19 protein-coding genes are annotated in these 21,006 nt (G+C 71.1%); 5 read left to right on the top strand and 14 right to left on the bottom strand.

Annotated elements, in window-relative coordinates; genetic code table 11:
• Positions 1 to 74 precede the first annotated feature (74 nt).
• The 3 genes from AB0D67_RS30605 to AB0D67_RS30595 all read right to left on the bottom strand — a co-directional run bounded on the left by AB0D67_RS30605 (position 75) and on the right by AB0D67_RS30595 (position 4,520).
• Positions 75 to 1,340, bottom strand: a complete 1,266-nt coding sequence (locus AB0D67_RS30605; protein ID WP_362943721.1) for a lanthionine synthetase LanC family protein — start codon at positions 1,338 to 1,340, stop codon at positions 75 to 77.
• On the bottom strand, positions 1,330 to 4,200 hold the full coding sequence (locus AB0D67_RS30600) for a lantibiotic dehydratase (protein WP_362943718.1): 2,871 nt from the start codon (positions 4,198 to 4,200) through the stop codon (positions 1,330 to 1,332). The genes AB0D67_RS30605 and AB0D67_RS30600 overlap by 11 nt, the downstream gene beginning before the upstream one ends.
• A 161-nt stretch (positions 4,201 to 4,361) precedes the next feature.
• Positions 4,362 to 4,520, bottom strand: a complete 159-nt coding sequence (locus tag AB0D67_RS30595) for a hypothetical protein (protein WP_362943715.1) — start codon at positions 4,518 to 4,520, stop codon at positions 4,362 to 4,364.
• 393 nt (positions 4,521 to 4,913) lie between these two features.
• Here AB0D67_RS30595 and AB0D67_RS30590 point away from each other — a divergent pair, with 393 nt between their 5' ends.
• Positions 4,914 to 6,263, top strand: coding sequence for a hypothetical protein (locus AB0D67_RS30590; RefSeq protein WP_362943712.1), 1,350 nt, complete (start codon positions 4,914 to 4,916; stop codon positions 6,261 to 6,263).
• 241 nt (positions 6,264 to 6,504) lie between these two features.
• Here AB0D67_RS30590 and fxlM read toward each other — a convergent pair whose 3' ends face one another.
• From fxlM to AB0D67_RS30575, 3 genes are all read right to left on the bottom strand, one after another.
• The gene (gene fxlM / locus AB0D67_RS30585; RefSeq protein ID WP_362943709.1) at positions 6,505 to 7,737 is read right to left on the bottom strand and encodes a methyltransferase, FxLD system; all 1,233 of its coding nucleotides are present in this window, start codon (positions 7,735 to 7,737) and stop codon (positions 6,505 to 6,507) included.
• 286 nt (positions 7,738 to 8,023) lie between these two features.
• A complete protein-coding gene (locus AB0D67_RS30580) occupies positions 8,024 to 8,698 on the bottom strand; it encodes a hypothetical protein (protein ID WP_362943706.1) in 675 nt (224 codons plus the stop codon).
• 140 nt (positions 8,699 to 8,838) lie between these two features.
• Complete coding sequence (locus tag AB0D67_RS30575; RefSeq protein WP_362943703.1) at positions 8,839 to 9,696, bottom strand: hypothetical protein; 858 nt, start codon at positions 9,694 to 9,696, stop codon at positions 8,839 to 8,841.
• Between the two features lie 384 nt (positions 9,697 to 10,080).
• On the opposite strand from AB0D67_RS30575, the gene AB0D67_RS30570 reads away from it, so the two are divergent.
• Positions 10,081 to 10,848: a class I SAM-dependent methyltransferase gene (locus tag AB0D67_RS30570; RefSeq protein ID WP_362943700.1), complete on the top strand. Its 768-nt coding sequence runs from the start codon at positions 10,081 to 10,083 to the stop codon at positions 10,846 to 10,848.
• A 146-nt stretch (positions 10,849 to 10,994) separates the two neighbouring features.
• Here AB0D67_RS30570 and AB0D67_RS30565 read toward each other — a convergent pair whose 3' ends face one another.
• Positions 10,995 to 11,612 (bottom strand): hypothetical protein, encoded by a 618-nt coding sequence (locus tag AB0D67_RS30565; RefSeq protein ID WP_362943697.1) that lies wholly within the window; start codon positions 11,610 to 11,612, stop codon positions 10,995 to 10,997.
• 127 nt (positions 11,613 to 11,739) lie between these two features.
• Entirely contained in the window at positions 11,740 to 12,666 is a 927-nt protein-coding gene (locus tag AB0D67_RS30560; RefSeq protein ID WP_362943694.1) for a PASTA domain-containing protein, read from the bottom strand.
• A 317-nt stretch (positions 12,667 to 12,983) separates the two neighbouring features.
• On the opposite strand from AB0D67_RS30560, the gene AB0D67_RS30555 reads away from it, so the two are divergent.
• Both AB0D67_RS30555 and AB0D67_RS30550 read left to right on the top strand, forming a co-directional pair.
• Positions 12,984 to 14,135, top strand: coding sequence for a hypothetical protein (locus AB0D67_RS30555; RefSeq protein WP_362943691.1), 1,152 nt, complete (start codon positions 12,984 to 12,986; stop codon positions 14,133 to 14,135).
• 462 nt (positions 14,136 to 14,597) lie between these two features.
• Positions 14,598 to 15,149 (top strand): NUDIX hydrolase, encoded by a 552-nt coding sequence (locus AB0D67_RS30550; protein ID WP_362943688.1) that lies wholly within the window; start codon positions 14,598 to 14,600, stop codon positions 15,147 to 15,149.
• A gap of 147 nt (positions 15,150 to 15,296) precedes the next feature.
• Here AB0D67_RS30550 and AB0D67_RS30545 read toward each other — a convergent pair whose 3' ends face one another.
• The 4 genes from AB0D67_RS30545 to AB0D67_RS30530 form a co-directional block, all read right to left on the bottom strand.
• Positions 15,297 to 15,947, bottom strand: a complete 651-nt coding sequence (locus tag AB0D67_RS30545) for a 3'-5' exonuclease (RefSeq protein WP_362943685.1) — start codon at positions 15,945 to 15,947, stop codon at positions 15,297 to 15,299.
• Positions 15,948 to 16,194: 247 nt separating this feature from the next.
• The gene (locus AB0D67_RS30540) at positions 16,195 to 16,458 is read right to left on the bottom strand and encodes a hypothetical protein (RefSeq protein ID WP_362943682.1); all 264 of its coding nucleotides are present in this window, start codon (positions 16,456 to 16,458) and stop codon (positions 16,195 to 16,197) included.
• Positions 16,459 to 16,670: 212 nt separating this feature from the next.
• Entirely contained in the window at positions 16,671 to 18,446 is a 1,776-nt protein-coding gene (locus tag AB0D67_RS30535; RefSeq protein ID WP_362943679.1) for a hypothetical protein, read from the bottom strand.
• A complete protein-coding gene (locus AB0D67_RS30530) occupies positions 18,446 to 19,372 on the bottom strand; it encodes a hypothetical protein (RefSeq protein WP_362943676.1) in 927 nt (308 codons plus the stop codon). Before AB0D67_RS30530 ends, AB0D67_RS30535 begins: the two co-directional genes overlap by 1 nt.
• 72 nt (positions 19,373 to 19,444) lie before the next feature.
• On the opposite strand from AB0D67_RS30530, the gene AB0D67_RS30525 reads away from it, so the two are divergent.
• Positions 19,445 to 19,753 (top strand): helix-turn-helix transcriptional regulator, encoded by a 309-nt coding sequence (locus AB0D67_RS30525; protein ID WP_362943834.1) that lies wholly within the window; start codon positions 19,445 to 19,447, stop codon positions 19,751 to 19,753.
• 252 nt (positions 19,754 to 20,005) lie between these two features.
• Here AB0D67_RS30525 and AB0D67_RS30520 read toward each other — a convergent pair whose 3' ends face one another.
• Together AB0D67_RS30520 and AB0D67_RS30515 are read right to left on the bottom strand one after the other, a co-directional pair.
• Positions 20,006 to 20,527: a hypothetical protein gene (locus tag AB0D67_RS30520; protein WP_362943673.1), complete on the bottom strand. Its 522-nt coding sequence runs from the start codon at positions 20,525 to 20,527 to the stop codon at positions 20,006 to 20,008.
• 166 nt (positions 20,528 to 20,693) lie between these two features.
• Positions 20,694 to 20,897, bottom strand: coding sequence for a metalloregulator ArsR/SmtB family transcription factor (locus AB0D67_RS30515; RefSeq protein WP_362943831.1), 204 nt, complete (start codon positions 20,895 to 20,897; stop codon positions 20,694 to 20,696).
• Between the last annotated feature and the right edge of the window lie 109 nt (positions 20,898 to 21,006).

Genomic DNA, 21,006 nt, shown 5'->3' with positions numbered 1-21,006 from the left:
GCGGGGGTTTCGTCGGCCATCAGATCGTGTCCTTCAGCGGTGATCACGGGTGGCGGTGCCGGGGGCGCAGGGGGTCATGACAGCAGGAGCAGGCTGTCCCAGGGGGAGGTGATCGGATGGTGCGGCAGGTGCGCGTAGTCGGCCAGCGCCAGCGCCACTCCGGCGGAACCGGTCAGCAGGCCCGGCAGGTCGTCGATGCGGTTCTGGTCTTGATGCTGCCAGCCGAACCGGTGGTGGCCGGCGAAGCGGCGGGTGATGGTTCGTGCGGCGTGGTCGCGGCCCGGATGATCATCCGGTAGGGCGGCCAGGACGCCGGCGTGGCCGTGGCAGAAGGTCACGCCGTCGGTGTCCCAGGCGGCAGGTGGCTGGGCGCCCATGGTGGCGGTCGCGTGGTCGGCTGCCGCGCGCAGGGCGGGGTCGGCGAGCGCGGTCGCGGCCAGGCGCAGGGCGTGGGCGATCCCGGGGGTGCCGTAGCACCAGGCGTGCCGTCGCCCATGCTGGGAGGAAGCGGAGGCGCCGTCGAGCTGGTCGCCGTCGATCATCGGTGGCCAGGTGCCGTCCTCGTCGTGCCAGGCCAGCAGCCACTGGGCGGCGGCGCTGAGGGCCTGGCGCTGGGCTGGGCTGGATCGGCCGGTCAGCTCGGTGAGGGCCAGCAGGGCGAGCGGGCCGGCGATGCCGTGCGCCAGGCCGGTGTGGGTGGCTCCGGAGGCCGGGATCCCGGTGCTGCCTGGGAGATGGCCGGTGTGGGGGATCCACCAGGCCGGCCGGCCGTCATGGCGGGTGGTCAGCAGGTCGCTCAGGAAGCCGGTCGCCGCTGCCAGGGCGGGCTCGGCGTGGCGGTGACCGGTTGATGCGGCGGCGAGCAGGACGCGGGCGGTGCCGGTCAGGCCGGTCAGGACGTCATAGTGACTCCAGCGCAGCGCGCCGGGCGTGCGCAGCGCGGCGCGGCAGGCGGTGGCGTGGTCGCGTGTGCGCGCGGCCAGCCAGGTCACCGCCTGACCGGTCGCCTCGGCGAGCGGCCCGGGATCGGCCAGGTAGGGGGTTCCGACGACCAGGGAGGCGGCGATACCGCCCGGCAGGCCGCAGATGCCCGGATTCTGCCCGCGAATCGTTCGGGCGGTCTCGATGGCCGCGTGCCAGTGCCGCAGGGCGGCGGCCTCGAACGCCGGATCGACGGCGGCCAGCCGGGCATGCAGCAGCGCCGTTCCGGCCAGCCCGTGGGAGAGGGTGGCCGCATCGCGGCCGGGCAGGGCACGGCGGACCGTCGCAGGCTCCAGCAGCAGTTCAGCGCAGGCCAGTACCTGGGCGCGGCACGCGCGCGTCAGCGCTTCATCGGTCATGGTGCCTGCTCGGGCGGGCGATGAGGTCGGCGGCCAGGGCTCGGGCCAGGGGTTCGGCCGCAGGATCGATGCCGAGCCGGTTGGCGTGCATGTGGATGACCGCGGAGGCGACCTTGGCCCGCTGCTCGGGCTTCAGCCGCTCGCGGTAGCAGTTCAGCGCCGCGATCAGCGCCGGCCGGTGCGCGCCGCCGGGCAGGCCCCCGGTGCTGTAGCCGTCCGGGTCGTGGTCGGCGGCGCGGGCTGCCGGGCGCAGCGCGTTCACCCGGTTACGTCCGGCGCGCTCCAGGTGCCGCCCGGCCAAGGCCCGCCGATCGCCGGCGGCCAGGATCCGGGTGATGAGCGCCGCGGTGTGCGCGGCGAACACGATCCGCTCCTGGCTGCCAGGGAGCGCGGCGACGGCGGCCAGCACGAGGTGGCTGTCGACGGAGAACACCGCCTCCGCGTGGCCGAGGGCCTCCCGGCCGCCGTAGCGTTCGATCTCCGGGTCGTAGGAGGCCAGGGTCAGGTCCCCCAGCAGCCGTTGGGCGATCATGTCGCTCGCCCAGGCTGACAGGGCGGGCAGTACGTGGCCGCCCAAGGCGTGCGGCCGGCCGTGGAAGCGGATCCGCAGATGCGGGCCATGCTGCGGATCGTCGTAGCGCAGAAAGAACCAGCGATCGACCAGATCGCTCACCTGCGGCAGCCACCTCGACAACGCTGTGAGCAGGTCGTCGTGCTGGGCGGGCGCGGCGGGCATCACGCACGACAGCCATGACCCGCCGGGCAGATGCAGGTGGGCGGCGCGTGGCCGGGCGGGCGCCGGCTGAGTCTGAGGCCGGGGCGGGGATGCGGTCAAAGGGTGGTGGGTGAGGGGGATGACCACCTCCACGGCGTGGTGGCCGTCCGGTCCGGCCGCCACCGCGCGGACGGCGTCCGGGCCGCCCGGCTGTTCGGTGACCGCCGTCAACCCGCGCCGGACGTAGCGGCGCAGCAACTGCCGATCCTCGGGGTGTTCCACATCCAGGGGCAGGTTCCGGTCGCCGTCGGCGGTGACCACCACCCGGTCCGGCGGGCAGGGCCCCTCAGTACGCCAGGCCTCCAGCGCCTTCTCCCATCGGGCGGCGGAGGGGGCGGCGGCGATGAGCGCGGCGGGCAGCCGCCAGCGCGCCGGGGCCACGATGGTGGCGCCGTAGCGGATCCGGGGCTGGTACGGCAGCGCGTCCAGCGCTCCCCAGTCCCAGTCGTGCCACGGGCGGCCCTGCTCTCCGATCAGCCGGAGCAGGCGGGCGGCGGGCGGCAGAAAGCGGCTGTTCAGCCGGGAGAACAACAGCGGCGTCAACCGGCGGCCCAGCCGCGCCGACCAGGCCTGCAGGCGCGCCCCGTCAGAGACGATCAGCACATCAGCGGCCGCGATGGCCTCAGGGCCGCCGGGCAGGCCGATGGGCAGCGCGGTAGCCCAGCCGGTGGGCGGGGCCAGCCCGCCTACCTCCGCGACCCGCATCCGGACGGTGATCTCGCAGATCTGGGCGCCGTCCTGCCGGGCCGGGCCGGGAGAGCCGACCGGCAGCAGGGACGCGAACCGGCCCAGGCTGGAGCCAGCGGTGTGAGTGATCGCGGTGATCGCCAACTGGAAGCGGCCCTGGTCACGGTCGTAGGTGCTGGCGGCGATGACGGAGGCGTACACCTCCGCCGAGGAAGGCGGCGGCTCCTGCTCACCCGGTGGCGTCAACGCGGCGACGTCGGCGTCGGTGAGCACGATCTCCCGCTGGCCGGCGGCCAGCGCCCGGCCCAGCAGGTGCGCCAGATGCTCCCGGTGCCGGTCGCCGGGATCGACCGGCCGCGACAGCGTCGGCGCACCGAGGCCTAGGGTGGGATCGACGACCTCCTGCAGCGGTACGGGCCGATGCGGCCCGTACCGCTGCAGGAAGCGGGCATGGTAGTCCGCCAGCGGATCGGGCCCGGAGCTGATCCGGGCCAAGACCCCGGCCGCCTGAGCCGCTTCGGCCAGCAGGCCGTCCGCCAGATGGATACGGGCGTCGGCGACCGTGTCGACGATCAACGGCCGCTGGCAGTGGACGACCTGATCGGCCACATTGTGCGCCTGTCGCAGCAGCGCGAGCCGGCCAGGGTGTCCGGGCGGCTGCTGGTCGGCATCGAGCAGGAGATCCCGCAGCCGAGTCAACGCCTCGCGGTGGCGTGAGCGGGCGGGCAACTGCTTGACCAGCCAGGCCAGCGGGTCGTCGGTGACGTCGGCGGGCAGCAGGCCGCTGAGCAGGAACCCGTCGGCGGCCAGGGTCATGACCGTGTCGCGGATCAGCTGGCCTGGCACCTGGGGCCAGGTGCCGCCGATCGCCTCGATCAGCTGGCCGCCGGATGCTCCCCGCTCGCAACGGGTCAGGATCAGCTCGGTGACGGCGGTCGCGGCGACGGTGATGCGTCCCGGGGCCGCGGCGGTATCCCCTGCGGTTTGACCCTCAACCTCCAGCCGGTTCCCCCGCCGGGTTACCGCAGGCGAGCTGGTGAAGACCGCGGCGTCGAAGGTGGATTGTTCGTCGGCCAGCAGCAGAGCGCAGGCCAAGCTCAGCCAGCGCGGGGCGGGATTGGTGCGCGGCCGGTGAGCGGCGCCGACCGTCATCGAAGAGAGTGGACCCCCTGTGGTGGCAAGGCTGACCCCGGCGAACACCCCGGAGGGGACACACCGATGACGGGCCCGCAGCTCATAGGCGCGGAGGGTCTGGGCCATCCGCTGGTGGAGGCCCGCCGCGGCCGCGCCATGCCGCTCCTGGGCCTGCAGGTGCCGCGAGGACAGGAACAGACCCTCGGCCAGCAGCGGGCCGGCGGACGCGGCGGCGTGGCGTTCAGCCGATGAAGCGGCGGGCATGAGCGCAACCCGGGCCCAGACGGCTTCGGGGCTGCAGACGAAGCCCCCACGCCCCGGGCTGTTCCTGGAGGTCATGATGTGCTCGCCTTTCTGAGAAGGGGCGCCGGTGGAAGGGGCCAGGACGCCGTGCTGCCTGTGCCCCTCCACCGGCGGATGGGGAATCAGCAGCCCTTGCTGCACCCGCACGAGTTGCACGTCTTCGTGCAGCCGTTGTTCGTGCAGTTCTCCGAGGCGTCCCGCAGCATGGGCGATGCGTCCTCCTCGACGCGACGGTCGAGGTCGAAGAGATCGGCAGCCGATGCCGTCAGGGTGGCGGTCATGATCACTCTCTTTCGTCGTGGATGGATCGGTGTGGAGCGCCTGCGGGGTGTGGTGGGGGCGCCCAGGTGCCACGCGATGAAGGTCCGCGTGCACGGGCCTCGCATGATGATCCGGGCGGCAAGAGCCGCTGCTGACGGTCGGCCCCGGCGACGTGGCCGCGGTCATCTCGCGGCCGGTGAACACCGGGCTCAAGCGTCATCGCATGGTGGCCTTCCCCTGGTGGGTGTCGTGTTTCCAGCACAGCCGCTGAAGCCGCGCGGCAAAAGAGGTCAGCCGTTGCCTTGGGTTGCGTTCCGGTTGCCCGGGGTTGCGTTGCGGCTGCATGCTCGTGACGGCGAACGCCTCGGGGACCACACACTGCAGAGCACACCCTCAAAGGGGAGGGGTCGCACGTGAACGCTCCGGTGGAGCCTCATCCGCTCACCACGCTGATCGCCCGCCGCCACTGGACGGCGAGCATGTTCTTGACCAGGGTGGATGCCCGCCACCGCGCCCTGGGACACGGCGGGATCGGCACCCGCAAGGAGAAGGTCTGCCGTTGGGCGGCGGGAACCACGCCGTACATCACCGTCCAGCTCGCCATGGCCGAGGTGTTCGGGGTCGACCGGCGGGAGGTCCACCATCGGGGCTGGCCCGATTGGCTGTTGCTCGCATTCCACGACGACCACGCGGTTGTGGAATCTGCCTGGAGCCCGGCGGGTACCGTCAAAGCACTGGAGAACCTAGGAGGACCGGTGGATCGTCGGGGTTTCCTGGTCACCTCAACCGGCACGCTCGCCGCGATCATCGCCCAGTGGGCGACCGCTCCCTCCTCCACCAGCGCCCCCACGGCCGGCCGCCGGGTCGGCCACCAGGTCGTGAAGCTGTTCGATGCGCGCCTGGACGCATTGCGTCACCTGGATGATCAGGTCGGCTCCGGGCAGGCGTACGACGCCGCGACCGCTGAGCTGCGGCTGATCACCCGGATCCTGACCGAATCGGCCCACACCGACGACATCGGCCGCCGCCTGTATGCGGCGGCCGCCGAGGCGTCCCGTCTGGCCGGCTGGTGCGCCTATGACGCCGGGTACACCGCCGCCGCCGAGCGGCACTTCATCGCCGCGCTGCGGGCCGCGGCCAGCGCCGGTGACGACACGATGGCCGCGATCGTGCTGGCGTTCTGGGCGAACCTGCGCTACGCCCGCGGTGATGCGCGCGGAGCTTTGGGCCTTCTCGACGGCGCCCTGTCGGCGCAGCAGAAAATCACCTCCCCGCGGGTGGTGGCCATGCTGCACGCCCGCCGGGCCCGCGCGCATTCCAAGGCAGGAGAGTCGGTGGCGGCTTTCAAGGCGGTCGACGCCGCGCTGGCCGCCTACGATCGTGCCGGCCCGGCCGCCGAAGACCTGCCGGGCATGTACTGGGTGACCGCCGGGGAACTGCATCAGGTGGCGGCCAGCTCAGCGCTGACGCTGAAAGATCCCCGGCGCGCTCTGACGCACTTCTCCGCCGCCGTCTCCCACCATGACCCCTACGATCCGGACAAGGAAGCCCGCGGCGCGGCCATCTACCTGGCGCGTAAATCCGCGGCGCACCTCGCGCTCGGCGACGTCGACGCCGCGCTGGAAAGCGCGCACGAGGTGGTCGGCCGCATGGGCGGGGTCGACTCGGCCCGCGGGTCCAGCACGCTGGACGAACTGCGGACCGAACTGGGCAAGCACCAGCAGGTCCGGGCGGTGCAGGAGTTCCTCGGCCTCACCGCGTAACAGACGACGCCGCGCACCCTCGTCCTGCCCGGCGCACGCTCGGGATCTCCTCGCACAGGGGATCCGCAATGACCTCATCATCCGCAGCGCCGAGGCCGAGTCAGGCTTCGCCCCGGTCTCGGCAAGGTGGGGGGTGACATCGCACAGGCCGACCCGACCTACATCCGCCACCTATCGTTCGCCGCCGCCGACTACAGATCACCGGCGCAGGCCATGAAAGCCGGGCCGTCTCCTCGTGCGGTCAGCGCCAGCTCAGGACCAGCTGGGTGTGCCGTTTGCGGAAGATCCGGCCGACCGCCGGGGCAGGCGGGCGGGCATCGGCGGGGTAGAGGGTGAACGCCGGGGCGGGGTGGGTGCGCCAGTCGCGGTCCCACACCTGAACGTGATCATGAAGGGTGTGGGCGAGTTCAGCGGCGGCGGGCCCGTATCCGCAGACGCCGAACTCCCACCGGCGCTCCGGCGTCTCCTGCGCCTGGAGCGGTTCGCGGATCGCAAGGTAGGCGAAACTGTCGGCGGTGATGAGCACCGGGCAATACCAGCGCATCGCCAGCAGAGGCAGGCCGCAGCCGCGCTCGGGGTCCTGCCAGATCATGCCGAACCGGTCATCGACCGTGGCGATCCACAGGTGCATCGAATCGAACGGCTCACCCCGGCTGATCGTGACGCCGGTCCACAGCTCGACCCGCTCACTGGCCAGGGCCCGATCCAGCGCCGCGACGTCGAGGGCGGGGCCTTCTTCCAGCGTCAGTCGCACCGCGCCGTCGGCCAGGAGAGCCTCCTGGTCGGGCAGCGCCCCGGCTCCTTGGACGGCGACGAATCCGCACACCGTGGGGTTCTCGCCGACGAAGTGGTCGCCGTCTCGGACGAAGGTGAAGGAACGACTGATCGTGGAGAACCGCAAGGGCACTACCATCCGGCCGGCCTGGGCGAGCAAAGGCCCCCACGGGATGTCGAAGACGCCCACCGTGACGATGATCGCATCGAAGCCGCCCTCGGGAGCGTGCTCGGCGGCGGCATGCTCGGCATCGCCCAGCACGACCCGCACCTGCGCATAACCGGTCTCGGCCAGAAACCGCTCCGCCCGTTCGGCGACGAACGGGTCGATGTCCATACTGACCACCAGACCCTCCGGGCCGACGATCTCGGCGATGAGCGCGGCGTTGTAGCCGCCTGAGCCGACTTCGAGCACCTTCGCACCGGCGGTGAGCTGCGCGGCTTCGAGCATTTCGGCTTGGAGCCAGGGCGCGCTGATCGAACTCGTCGCCCGGCCGTCGGGGCCGCGTTTGGTGACGACCACGTCCTGGGCGCAGTAGGCGGCCTCCAGCGGCGCCTCGGGCGCGAACCTCTCGCGCGGTACCGCGGCGAAGGCCGCTTCCACCTCAGCAGAGCGGATGAAGCCCCGTTCTTTCAGAGCGGCGACCATGCCGACGCGCAGCAGCTCAGGAGCGGTGGAAGGCAGGGTGTCGTTGGTCATCAGCCGACCGTAGCCGCTGCGCATCCCGGTTTCCGGGAAATCGACCACCTCCTGAAAGCCTGGTCCGGGTCGGCCGCGGGTAGCGGCCCTCACCGCGGTCACCGCCGCCGTCCCGCGCAATCTCGGCGGCCCGGTGAAGCCTGCGGGGCGTCGCATGAGCCGTCGCCGAGAGCACCGTGGCCGCCGGTCGGCGCGCGTCGACGTCGCCGAACCGACGGCCAGCCGGATCAGCCGAGGCGTCTCCATCACTCGATGGGTCCGGGGACGAACGCCGGTGGGGTGCCGCTCAGCCTTCTTCCCGCCGTTCGTCGACGACCTGGGTCGCCAGCGCGAGCCGCGGCTTGTGGTAGGCGTCGGCGATACGGTCGTTCTTCGTTCGGCAGTGCATCCCTGGGATGGCCTGGCAGGTCTCGCAGTGCTCCTTGAGAGCCTGCGCCTGGATCGCTGCTCGCCGGGCAGCGGCTCGCCGCTCGGCGGCGCGCGACGACTCCCATTCCTCCAGGCCGGGCAGCCCGTTGAGACCGTCGAGGTAGGCGATACCCCGCTCCTCGTCGTTCCATGGCAGGTCCGCGGCCGCCAGCATCAACACCTGCCGCAGTGACAACACCGTCGATAGGCGTTTGCCCCACTGTCCGCGGTCGCAGCCGTGCGCTCGCGCGCCCCAGGGCGCCCGGTCGGGCAGGCACGGCCGAAGCGGCTGCCCCTCGGAGATGATCGTGTCGGCCTGCGCGACGTCCCGGCTGAGGCGGGCGAGTTCGTCGGCCATCGCATCCAGCCGGTCGGAAACGTTCGCGCCGAGCTCGATCGGCACCGCAGGGGTCTCCGCGGCGATGGCGAGCTGACGCAGCCACACCGCGGCGGCATCGAGGTGCACGGCGAGCTCATCGAGGGTAATGCGGTCCCTGGCGCGCAGATGCGCGGTGGAATCCGCAGCGGTGGAGGATTGCTGCCCGGTGCTCACTGGAACCGCGCCCGTCCGAGGACGGCCAGCAGCTCACCCGCGGTGAGCGCGGCGGTGAGCGCATCGAGCGGCGTGGCATGGTCGCCGGCGTCGACCGGCCCGCACAGCAGCACCTGCTGGGCGCGGTCGACGAGGTTCCACTAGTCCTCAGGCAGCCGGTCGGGCTCGGCGGCCACCCACAACTCGAGGTCGTCGAATCCCTCGGCGTCCACGTGGACGATCTCCCGCAGGGAGCGGGTAGCGATGTCCATGCGGATCCGCCAGGTGGCGTCGAGGGCGGGAACGACGCTCAGGTCCCACGGCTGCCACCGGCACCGGCCACGCAGGTCTTCGGCGCCGGCGTCGGCCGTGGCCGGCTGCAGCAGCAGCACCGGCAGCGGCCCGTAGGAGGTGGTCACCGTGCCCGGGGAAAGCCGGTAGCCCGGCGGCCGACCGTCTGTCTGGTCGTCTGTCCGGGCTTGGGGTTCACCCTGCCCGGCCGCGTCCAGGTCGAGCAGAAGCGGTGTGACGTCGGCCCCGCCGAGGGCCCAGTGGTCAAGCGCGTCGTCCAGGAGGTCGGTGACCTCTTTCGCTGACATGCGGTCGATGGCGGCCATCACCGCGGTGCCGCCGTCGCTGTCGCGTGCCGCCCTCACCAGCGGGTGCCAGGCCCGGGTGGCGGGGGAGGCCAGCGGGCCCGCGGTGGGCCACAGGCTGTAGACGGCACCGGCCAGAGCCGCGATCGTGGCGCGCTCTTCCAGCAGGCGAGGGATCAGAAAGTCCTGGCACGGCCAGCATCCGGCGCGGCACGCCCCCACGATCGCCGCGGCGAGGGGGAGGTCCACCGGCCGGTTCGCGGTGTACGGCAAGCCGGCCAGCGCCGACACATCCGGGGCGGGGTGGTGGTGAAAGACGGCCGGGTCCTCAGCCAGCATCCGGCGGCGTGCCTCGGCGTAGGGGAGGTTCTCGCGTTCGGCGAGCCGGCGCACGGCTCGCTTGAACGCCTTGTTGTCGGTCACGGCGATCCTCGATCCGCGGCGGTCCTACGCACCTCCGCGCACGACGATCGAACCCCTGCGGAGTAACGCGATTCCGGGAACCTTGTCCTCGCCGCTGCGGTGCGCGGCGTAGGCGCGCGGTACAGCTCGGAAGCGGGCCAGCGTAACGGCCACTGCGGAAAACGGTAGCGGGCCCGGTGGCAGTTGTCACTCGGCAAGCTTTGGACACGATAACCGCTGCGGCGGGGGCGGAGACGACCGTCTGGTCGCCGGGCGCGGTCATAGCATCGGCCGAGGGCGCAATGCCGACGCCCTGGCCGATGATGGTGGCCGATGCATGCCCCGGGAATGACCCAGGGCTCCTGAAATAACGGCGAGCCGCAAAGTAGCGGTTGGATATTCAGCATGTCTGATCGCGCGCTGAGCTTCGGTGGAGTGGCGGAAGCCTACGAACGGTTCCGGCCGGGATATCCCGTGGAGCTCTTCGACCTGGTGATGGCCTACGCTGCCCGGCCGGTCAGCACCGCCTTGGAGATCGGCGCCGGGACGGGCAAGGCCACCCGCCTGTTCGCCGAACGAGGGATCGCGGTGACTGCGACCGACCCCGATGGGGCCATGCTCACCGAGCTGCGCAGACACGTGCCGGCGGACGTCAGGACCATGCAGGCCGCGCTGGAGGACTTGCGGCCGGGAAAAAGGTACGGCTTGGTCTACGCGGCCGCGGCGTTGCACTGGACGAACCCGGAGGGCCGTTGGTCACGGGTGGCTTCGCTGGTCGAGCCGGGCGGCGTGTTCGCCTCGTTCGGGGGCCCGATCGAACTGGCCGACCCGGCTGTGCAGCAGGCGGTCCGCGCGGCGCGATCACCGTTCCTGGCAGATGACGGTGTTCCCTCTCCGGACGGGACGCCTCCGGAGGCGGAGATGCAGTGGCCGGGTACGGAGCTTCAACGGTCGGAGTGGTTCACCGATGTCCGGCAGGCCGCGATCGAACGCCGTCTGACGCTGACCGCTCACGACTACATCGGTCATCTCTCGACCGTCTCGGCGTATCTCGTCCTGCCGGACGCGGAGCGCGAGCAGGTGTTCAGCCAGATTATCAAGGTTCTGCCGGAAACGGTCGAGATCATCGCCGACATCACCGTCCACCTCGCGCGTCGGCACGGCGAGCCTTGACGGTATGGCCACACACCTGATCTCCTGGTCGGGCTCTTGGCCTCGCTCCACTTTGCGGCTCGCCGTAGCCTCATGGGTTATTTCTCACATTCAGGTGTGGCCGGACGGGTGGCGGTTGAAGACAGCGCCGGATGGAACCGGCCGCCTCAGCCCAGAGGAGAAACGCTCTTCCCGCGTCGTGGCCTGGGGGCGGTCGGCGCGGGCGGCGATGGCGTGCCACAGGCGGCTTCCGTAGCGTTGCCCGCAGGTGCAGCCGCCGTCACGGCGTTCGCGGTACCCGATCCGACGGTGGCCGCGGCGACCAGCGCCGCGGGTGTGAGGCTCCGGCTTTTCCAGGTGGACAGGGCGCGTTCGTCCAGCGGTACGCCATCACCCAGCAGGTCATCCCGGCTGACCACGGCCAGCAGCAGGTCCGGTGGCAGGCCGGGGCAGACGGTGAGCGCCAGCAAGGTGCACCGCCGGTGCATTGCGGCGCTGGTGGTCAGCTCGCCGTCGGCGTCGGCGAGCACGTAAGCGTGCTCGGGCAGCGGAAAGCCGCAGACCTGGCAGAGCCACTCCTCCTGGCAGCGCCGCAACCGCTCACCGTGCAGCAGCGCCCAGTGCGCGCGTCCCTGGTCCACCGGAGTGACCCAGGGCACCGGAAGGCCGTCGTGCCGGGGCCGCGGCCAGCCGGCCGGGCAGGGATCGACACCACCGGCGCGGGTGGCTGCTTCCCGGGCCTTCCACACCTGCGAGGGCGGCGGCATCGGGGATCGGCTGATCATGACTCCTCCCGCATAAAGACGGATAGTACTGAGGTTGACGGCCCCTCCACCCGGGCCGGCGGGATCACCTGGCCTGACCGGACTCGATCGCCGGGCCGCCGCCCGATGCGGCCCGGCGGCCCGGCGGTCAGCGTCGCTCGCAGACCCAGCCGTCGCCGTCACGGTCCTCATACCAGTCGTATTCGGCATCGACGCCCCGCTGGTAGTCGCTGTAGCCGTGGGCGTTGGCTTCTTTGCAGGTAGCAAAGTGTGGGTCGTCGCCTGCCGGAGGTGGGGGCGTCGTCTGCTGAGCGAGCGGCGGGTCGGCCGGTCGCGGGTCGGCGGGCCGAGTGCGCTGCGTCGGCGGCGGAGGTGGGTCGGCGGGCCGGGTGTGCCGGGCCGGCGGCGGTGGTGTGACCGCGGGGGGCGGCGGTGCGGTGCTGGGCGGCGGCGCCGGGGGGCGCTGCACCCGTAAGGTGACGGTCGTATCGGCGAGAAGGCGTGTTCCGGCCGGGTGGGATTGGCCGGCCACGGTCCACTGGGAGGCAGCGATCACGGATTTGCCGTTGGTCGCCTCCAGGGTGATGGCGCGCACGCCGAGGTTCTGTAGGAGGGTGCGGGCCTCAGCGCCGTTTCGGCCGGTCAGGTTCGGCATGATGATCACGGTGACCGTGGCGGTGACGGTCGCTGGAACGGGCTGGGCCGGCGCGGTGGCCACCACCGGCGGCTGGGCCGGGCTGATGGTGCCGTACGGGGTGGGCATGGCGGTCATCGCCGGGAGGCCGGTGGCGACCGGGGCGGGCGCGGGGCCGCGAAACGGGGCGGTCAGCACAGCGAGTGTCAGCACACCTAGCAGACCGGCCCGGATGACCTTGCGCTTGGGGGCGGTGTGCGCCGGACCGAGGTAGACGCGCGCGACGGCGCGCGCCCAGCGGGGCTGCGCCGGTTCCTCGATCCACAGCTGCCAGCCCGGCGGCGGGGGCGGCCAGGACGCAGGAGGCCGCCATCCGGGCGGCGGCGACCAGCCCGCGGGCGGGGCGGGCCAGGTGGGCGGGGGGTTGTAGCGCGCGGGCATGGGCGGGCCTTCGGATCGGGGGAAACGCCTGACGATCGGGGTCGCGCCCCCTCTCAGCAGGGACTGCCGAGACGGTGCATGAGTTCGACGTGCGCCTGATCTTCGCGGTTGACACCGCAGTGATCAACGGCCAGGTGATGCTGTCTGTGCTTCAGAAGGGGGCAGGCAGGTTCTGGAGGCGGGCAGCCAGGTGCGGCAGCGCCGCGTCTGCTTCGTCGACACCGATGCGCAGGTGGAGCTCCAGGCTGTGGGCACCCCGGCGGCCACGTGGGGCGGCCTCCGTCTGCTTGCATCCCCGAAATCCCAGGGAGACCTCTGTGCTCAGACGTCTGCTCGCCACCACCGCTGTGGCCGACAGGGCCATGCGTCGTGAGATTGCAGGCATTGAGTCCCTGACCTGCGCGGCCGAGGGCGGACGGAGGTCTCTTGCCGTGTCGGTCTGCGCGGCTAACCTCGACAGCATGGCACCCCCTGTCAAGGCTGAGACTCTGCGCGGCATGATCGCCGAGACGCTCGCTGAGTGGAAGTCCTACGAACTCCCCGCCCTTTGTGAGCACCTCGGCCTTGCACCCGGCACAGAGGATGAGGCCTTCGCCAGCAAGTTCCGCTACGTGATGGCCCGGCTGCGGCCGCTCTCATTGCCGCAGCTGGTCGCCGTTGCACAGCGGTTCCTCGACGAGCACGATGACGCCAAGTTGGAGCAAGCCCTGGTCTGTCTCGGTGCCGGCGGCGTGGACGGAGAGTTCAAGAATCTGATCTTCGCGGCTGTCGGCCCGAAGCCGGAGATCGTGCTGCGCAGCGCCATCAACAACGACCTACAGATCGTCAGGAACGCCGACAACTGCCTCGTCTACTCACGTTCCCTGAAGGCAGAGGGTCTCACCTGGCGAGACCTCACCTCCTGGTGGCGGTCGACCGTCCCTGAGCTTCACGACGCTGACGAGGTCAGGGTCTCCCAGCACCTCTACCGGCGCTTGAAAGCGTCCATGGAGTCGCCTCCGGAGCACCTCTTGTTCGATGTCTACTGCAGCTTCTATCCCCAGCCCGGCGGGGATGATCTTCCGGCGCTCATTCCGCAGGTCTATCTGCACTACGACCTCGCCCTGCGGCCTCCCCCTTCCCGGCCGGGGCCGCTGCGGCGCCAACGCATGGACTTCCTGCTCTTGCTGCCGCATCGCAACCGCGTGGTCATCGAGGTCGATGGAGTTCAGCACTACTCCAGGCTGGCCGCCGATGCCCCGCCGCCCGATTCACCCGGCTACTTCGAGATGGATCCCCAGATCCGGCGCCCCGATACGCGTAAATACTCCGAGATGGTTTCAGAAGATCGAAATCTCCGGCTTGAGGGCTATGAGGTCTATAGATTCGGAGGCGGCGAGTTGACGGCTCCTGGCGGGAAGAGGGTGTTGGCTGATTTCTTCGGCCGCCTGTTCGCGCGTCACAACATCGCTTTCTCCCGGTCCGCGTAAACCGCCCAGGCGCCTTCGGCCGCCAGCGGTGGCCAGAGGTGACGGACTCCTGGCGGGACGATCGATGAACTCGGGCGTTCGGCAGCGCCGATCGTGGAGACGGGCCACGATTCTCAAGATCTCGTTTAACGCTCGGTGTCCTCGACGCTCTCCTCTCTGACAGAGCAAGAGCGCCCCGGTCGGAGCGGCTCGACGATGGACGACAGGAGAGAGCATGATCGACCCTTTCGCGCTGGCCGCCATGGCCTATGGCGGGCAGCGCCTCCTCGACACTGGCGAGCGGATCGCCGGGCGCCCTGGAGCCGGAGAGATCCCCGTAGTTTCGGCCGTGAATCCAGCGAAGCTACCTCTGACCTGCGGTGTCTTCACAACGAGCCAGGCGGTCCAGACTGAGTCGTCTTCCTGTAAGCGCAGGTCAGGTCTACTTCATTTGAGGGCTTGTTGATCTCTAAGGTGGGGCTTGTGGATGCTGTCAGGGTCAGTGAGTGGACGCGGCTGGGGGAGCTGGACGGGCCCGCGGGGTTCTTGACGGTTCGTGGCCATCGGTACCGCTACCCGGATGGCCGCGAGGACACCTGGGACATCCTCGTGGGCGGCTCAACCGTCGCGATCGTCGCGGTGACCGAGGACGAGCAGGTGGTGCTGGCCCGTCAGTACCGGCCCGGGCCGGGGAAAGTCCTGCTGGAGCTGCCGGGCGGCAACGCTGACGGCGATGAGCCGGTCGAAGTCGCGGCGGCTCGGGAGCTGCTGGAGGAGACCGGCTATGAGGCGGCGACGCTCGAGGTGGTCATGCAGACCTTCCTAGCGTCGTACGCCTCGCAGCGCCGCTACGCGGTCTTGGCTCGTGGGTGCCGCAGAGTCGCTGAGCCGGACCCGGGTGACGGCGAGTTCGTCGAGACGGTGCTGATGCCGGTCGGCGAGTTCGTCCGGCATGTTCTCGGCGGGCAGCTGACCGACACCGACATCGCCTTCGCGGGACTGACCGCCGCTGGATACCTGAAGCCAGCGGTTTGACCCTACGCGCACCTGCCGCTGAGCGTGGCCGTGATGTGTCCGGTGGTGGGAGGCATGCCGGCGCGTAGCAGATGGGGAGCGGCGCAGAGCAGGGGGTCGGCGGTCACTGGCCGACCGTAGCCGCTGCGCATAGTGGTTTCCCGGAAATCAGAAGAGCTGTTCCTGGTCGCCGTCGACGACGCACAGACGCTTAGGGGGGATCCCGGCGGCGGCGTCCAGGTCGTGCATGGTGGGCCAGCGGCGCGTCGCAGCGTTCTCGGCGAGGATGCGGCGCAGCACCTGTGCGGTGACCTCCACGTCCGGCATCGCCCGGTGCCGGTCGGCGGGGACGGGGATGCGCAGGAAACGCAGCACCTCATCGAGGGCGTGGGAGTGCAGCTCCGGGTAGGCGAGGCGAGCCAGGCGGACGGTGTCCAGCAGCGGAACGGCCGCGAGGGCCGGACAGTGCGCCCGCTGGTGGGCGATGAGGTTTGCTTCGGTGGCGGCGTGGTGGGCGACCAGCCGGTACGGCGGCGCGGTCAGCATGGCCTCCAGCCGCGCCATCACGTCGTCAGGTTCAGCGGCGACGGCCAGCATGGCGGGGGTGATGCCGGTCTGGCGGACGTCGAAGTCGGTGACCGGCACGTCAGGGGGAGGTTTCATCAGCGATTGGAACCGCCAGGCCTCCACCAGTTCCTCTTCCTTGGGGGTGAGGGCCAAGGCGGCGACCTCGATGGGGACGGCCGGTCGTCCCGCAGGTGTCAGAGCCTCGAAGTCGATGACGACGAAGGTGTGCCTCAGGTGGGTGGGGTGGTCCATGCCAGGGCCTTTCGCTGGATCGTTCGGGTGCGGCTGCGCAGCTCAGGCTCAGTGCCGGTGACGCTGAGCGCGACGGCCGCCGTTTCGGCGGCGGGCAGGCCGGGATCGGTGCCAAGGCCGCGTGCCCGGCCCGCGGCCGCCTGGCGGCGCGTCAGCGATCCTGCTGATTGTCGTTCTTGTCCGCCGGTGACGGGGCTTGCCGACTCCGAACCGGCTTAAGCCGCTGCGAGCGCTTCGCGTAAGCCGCCTACGTGTCAGCCGTTGGCGGACCCTCGGCGAGGGGGCGCAACCGCATGACCAGGGCGGGGTGCAAGACAGTATTCTCGGCGGTGAGGCGGAGCATTTCCCGCCATACGGCGGCATGGGAGAGAACGGGGTTGCCCGACAGCATCGCCAGATGGTCGGTGAGGTCTTTGAGGGTGCGGTAGTCGGCTTCCTCCAGGTCAACGGTGATGCGTATCTTCCGGGTGCCTTGCCGGGCTGTTCTTGAGATGGCCTGATCATGTGTCACGAGTGCTCGTCTGATCGTGTGGATCGGGCGGGCTCTCTTCGTTTCCGGACCCGTAGCCGTGCTCGCCGGGCGGTTCGAGGCCGGTGCGGCGGTCGTGGCAAAGGGCTCGGGTGGTGTCCGGTCGCGTCGAGGGCAGGGCGAACCGGCCGGTGGGCATGCTCGCGCCGGCTCCTTGGGATGTGCTGCCGGGACGGGCCGGGGTAACGATCTGTTCAGGGCCGGTCGGGCGGAGGTCTGCCGCTGTTGCCGGTGGTGTCGTCGATGCCCGGCTCGGCCGGGAGGCCGTCCCCGGTGAGGGACGACGGCCGGGGTTCAGGGTTGTGGACCTGCCGCCAGGACAGCAGGATCTTCTGGTTGGCGACGCAGACCATGAGGGCGACCAGGATGGTCTGGGCGACGCGACCGTGGGCGAGCCGGTTGGTCGGGTCGGCCAGGTTGATGACCTGGCCCTTCAACCTGCCGTTAATGCCTTCGGTATTCGCTCGGATGGCCTTGAATGCGCCTTTCCAGACCGGGCTCAGGTAGGGCAGGTCCTGGCGGAGCTTGTCCTTGTGGCCGAGGTCGCCCGGGCGCAGGGTGATGGTCTGCTGGGTGCAGATCGTCGGCAGGCACCCGTCGTCGCTGCCGGTCTGCGGCAGCAGGGCGGTGGGCTTGGCGGCGGCGTGCGCGGCCCGCTGCCGTGCGTCGGTCAGGTCGATGCGGGTGCGCGGGCCGCGTGCCGCCGCTCTGGCCTGGGCGAAACGAGGACAGTTCACCGACGGGGCGGTCCCGGCGGCCGGGCACTGCAGGCGAAGTCTCCCCTCGGCGTCGGAGGTCTGCTTGACCTTGAGCAAGTACGGTCGGCGCGCGTGGATCAACGCGGTGAGCTCGTCGTCGGGAGCGCGGACGGCGGCGTCGTCGAGGCCGGTTGTGGCGTGCAGGAGCGGATCGGGCATCAAGGGGCAGGCCAGGTTGCCGTCGACCAGCAGCGCGCCGTGCACCGAGCCCTGCAGTCCGCGCTGCTCGACCCTGTAGTCCAGGGCGAGCCGGTAACCGCGCCTGCGGGCGGGCCGCGCGAAGTGGTCGGCGCTCTGGTCGGTGTAGGCGCGGTCGACGGCGAGCGTGCCGGTGGGCAGGCCGAGGGAGGCGATGGCGTCCAGAGCGGTGATCGCGGCCGGGCCGACGCGCCGGTGCGGGGTGTCGAGGACCAGGCCGAGCGCGAGTTGCGGGTGGGTGCCGAGCGTGTCGCGGGTGCGGGCGGCGGTGGCGAGGGTGGCGCTGTAGCCGAAGGTGGGCGGGCCGTCGCCGGCGCTGTGGTGCCAGCCTGCGGTGATCTCGATCGACGCCACAGGTTGACCTGTGGAGCGGCGAAGTCGCGGTGGTCTGGCCCAGGTGGGGATCGCGGTGGCGTCGATTCCGACGTCCCCGCCGTAGTGCGCGAGATAGCCGCGGCCTCGGGCCCGGCGGACCGGGGTCAGCACGAGCCGGGTCACGATGTCTTGCAGCAGGTCGCGTTTGCGCTGGTGCTCGGGCTCGTCGTCGTCCCAGGCGGAGGTGTAGGCGTCGGCTTCGGCCGCGGTGAGGCGGCGGCGCCGGTCGACGCGGACGACATCCAGCCCTGTGGTGATCTTGTCGAAGGTGCGGTAGAACCTGCGCGACAGCGCGTGCTGGGCGTGCCGGTCATCAGGGTCGATGTCGGGGATCTGATGGCGTCGGCGCGTGGCCGGGCTGAGACTGAAGGCCGTCAGCCGCCAGGCGTCCGCGAGCTGAGCGCTGCCGGTGTAGTAGACGGCGAGCAGCAGGCCGAGCAGCACGGTGCGGACCGGCATCCCGGGAGGCCCGGGCCGGTGCGCGAACTCAGTCTCGATCACCTCGATGACCCCGGTGTCGGTGAGCAGGTCATCGAGGTGGGCCGCCATCGCGTCCGGGATCAGCAGGGGCGCTTCGGTGACCGGCCGGGGACGGCAGGCGGCCACCCGCGTCGTGCGGGGACGCGACCCGTCCGCCATCAGCGGCCGCGCAGCAGCTCGGTGGCGGTGCGGGTATCCAGAGGCGGGACGAAATGGCTGTAGCGGGCCAGCGCGCTCGGGGCGAGCCCGGCCGCCGCGGCGACCACGGTCAGGTCGATCCGCGCACTGAGCAACTCGACGATCCAGCCGGCGCGCAGCCGCCGCGCCGACAGCGGGGGAAGGGCTCCGGTCGGGCGGTGCGTCCAGGTCCACGAGGCCACGAGGTTCTTGGCGTAGGCGGCCGTGCGGCCGGGCCGGAACAGGTACCGGTCCCCGCCGGTGAGCGCGGTGTCGGCGGCGACGGCCAAGTCGTGTTCGAAGGCCGCGCGGGCGACGATCAGCCGGGTCGTGCCCGGCGCGGCGACGATGACCGTCCCGTCATCGAGGACGCGCACATGGCTGCCGCGGACGGCGGCGAGTTCGGCCGAGGTCAGTCCGCACCCGGCGGCCAAGGCGATCAGCGCGAGGGCATCGCTGCGGGTTTGGCCGCGAAGGTGGGTGGCCCACCCGCGCAGCCGGGCCAGTTCGACCGGTGTGTAGGGGGCGGTGCGCTCGCTGGGGGCGCTGAGTGCGACCGGGGTGCTTTCCCCATGCTGTGCCCAGGCGAGCGCGGCGCGGACCTGCCGCAGCCACGACCGGTAGGTCTGCGCGGTGCGCGGGGCCAGGTCGGCGCATCCGGCCAGCACAAACGCGTCGATCGTCTCGTGCCGCAGCCACACATCCGGGTCGGCGGGCAGCCCGTGCCCATGGCACCAGATCGCCAGCCGGCCGACCGCGTGCAGCAGCCGCTCGATGCGGTAGCCGACCCACGGTGCGGACGCGGCCACGGTGACGCGGACCTGATCGGCTACCGTCTCCCAGCCGGGCGAGGCGTTGCGCGGCCGATAGCCAGTGATCTTCGCCGAGGTGTCCGGGTCGAGGGTCACACTCCATCCATAGCGGCTGGACAAGCAGCCGTTACAGTCGCGGGTGACATCCACCGATAGGAGAACTTCGTGATGGTCGGAGGACGCGCACGCTCGGCCGCCCCGCGGGAGCTGGCCGAGGACCCGCAGGCCTGGCCCTACGCGGACCTGACCCCTCATCCCGCCGCCGCCGTCGTCCAGGCCATCGCCGCCACCTTGGCCGGCATCCTGGCCGAGCGCCGGCTGAGCCTGCGCGGCCTGGCCGCCGCCTCCGGCGTCAATCGCCAGGCCATCGCCGACCTGCTGGCCGGGCGGTCCTGGCCGGACGTGGCCACCATCGCCCTGCTGGAGACCGCGCTCGCGGCCCGGCTGTGGCCGGAGGGCCCCTCGGCGCCCCGATGACGGCGCCGAACGCCGTGACGATCTCGACGGCATGGTCGAGCCTTCCCTCCGCCGCCCCGGAAACCCGGACATCCGGGCATAGCGGCCGTCGTTTGGCTCGACAGCCTCCAAGCGATCACCTAGCGCGTTACGCTCGGAAGGCGCGAGCCTTCAAAGAGTTAGGTCTTCTGGGCGCTCACGCAACCCGGTGCCGTCGAGTAGCAGCTCGGCGGCACCACTTTTCGATCCGGTCATCCAGACCGGCACGTCGGCTCAGTCCGTGGCGGTGTCCCCCTCGCCGGTGAACCCGTTCACTCCGGATGCGATCGTGAACAGGCCCTGCTCACGCTCGACCAGCCAGCCATCGTTCACCAGCCGCTTGAGCCGCGCGCGCATCCCCTCCACCCGGCCACGGACGTCCTGCTGACCCAGCGCCCGCACCACATCGCGCGCCCGCAGCGGCTTGTCGGAACTGGCCAGCAACACCACTGCCTCCTTGCGCAGCCCCCGCAGGGCCGGACGAGCCGATCCGGGAGCCTCTCCGAGCCCGGCACCGTGCGCGGCGACATCGTCGTGGCGGTGACCGTAACCGGCGGAATCACCGGGCTTTGTATCGCCTGGCTCGGCATCGGCCGCCAGCACGGCCAGTTCCTCACGCGCGATGGACAACCGCTCCAGGCGCCGCTGCGCGGTGGCCAGCCGCTCCTGAAGCTCCTCCAGCTGCCGGGACAGCTCGGCGCATTGCTGCCGTGTGGCCTCCTCGGCCCGGCCCAGCCTCGCCAGCAACGACGTCACCATCGCCTCCCTCGCAGCAGCCCCAGATCATCGCCATCACTCAACGCATAGATGCAACTCCACACTGTAGGCGGCGATGGCATCGCTGACCCCCAAGACTGCAAGATCCCTCACCGAACACCCGAAGGTGGAAGCAGGATGAGGACGGCGCTGCGGCATCGGGGGCTTAGGCAACCGTCCCGCTCAAGGAATCCCCGAGAGTGGTCGTCATATACAAAACGCTGCGCCCGGATCGCTCGCGGGCGACCAGCCCGCTCTCGCGCAGTACGCGAAGGTGTTGTGAGACGGCGCTGGGCGTGATCCCGAGCGCTCGAGCCAAGTCCGTCGTCGTTGCGGGGGACCGCAGTGCCTCAAGCAGTTCGGCCCGCACCCGACCGAGCAGCCGGACCGTGCTGCCGGCGGGCGCCTGCGTTCCGGCGGTCCACAGCGCCCCGACGCCTCGTGCCGGATAGCGCACTGTGGTCTGGGTAGACGTCCTT

The organism is Streptosporangium sp. NPDC048047, assembly GCF_040653115.1.
Lineage (GTDB): Bacteria > Actinomycetota > Actinomycetes > Streptosporangiales > Streptosporangiaceae > Streptosporangium.
The sequence above is the reverse complement of the archived record's forward strand: the minus strand, read 5'-3'. Positions and strand labels throughout refer to the sequence as shown.

Bases quoted from the DNA above. Each gene is read 5' to 3' on its own strand.
- AB0D67_RS30605 (WP_362943721.1), bottom strand. From the start codon at position 1,340: ATGACCGATGAAGCGCTGACGCGCGCGTGCCGCGCCCAGGTACTGGCC.
- AB0D67_RS30600 (WP_362943718.1), bottom strand. From the start codon at position 4,200: ATGCCCGCCGCTTCATCGGCTGAACGCCACGCCGCCGCGTCCGCCGGC.
- AB0D67_RS30595 (WP_362943715.1), bottom strand. From the start codon at position 4,520: ATGACCGCCACCCTGACGGCATCGGCTGCCGATCTCTTCGACCTCGAC.
- fxlM (WP_362943709.1), bottom strand. From the start codon at position 7,737: ATGACCAACGACACCCTGCCTTCCACCGCTCCTGAGCTGCTGCGCGTC.
- AB0D67_RS30570 (WP_362943700.1), top strand. From the start codon at position 10,081: ATGTCTGATCGCGCGCTGAGCTTCGGTGGAGTGGCGGAAGCCTACGAA.
- AB0D67_RS30565 (WP_362943697.1), bottom strand. From the start codon at position 11,612: ATGATCAGCCGATCCCCGATGCCGCCGCCCTCGCAGGTGTGGAAGGCC.
- AB0D67_RS30560 (WP_362943694.1), bottom strand. From the start codon at position 12,666: ATGCCCGCGCGCTACAACCCCCCGCCCACCTGGCCCGCCCCGCCCGCG.
- AB0D67_RS30545 (WP_362943685.1), bottom strand. From the start codon at position 15,947: ATGGACCACCCCACCCACCTGAGGCACACCTTCGTCGTCATCGACTTC.
- AB0D67_RS30535 (WP_362943679.1), bottom strand. From the start codon at position 18,446: ATGGCGGACGGGTCGCGTCCCCGCACGACGCGGGTGGCCGCCTGCCGT.
- AB0D67_RS30525 (WP_362943834.1), top strand. From the start codon at position 19,445: ATGGTCGGAGGACGCGCACGCTCGGCCGCCCCGCGGGAGCTGGCCGAG.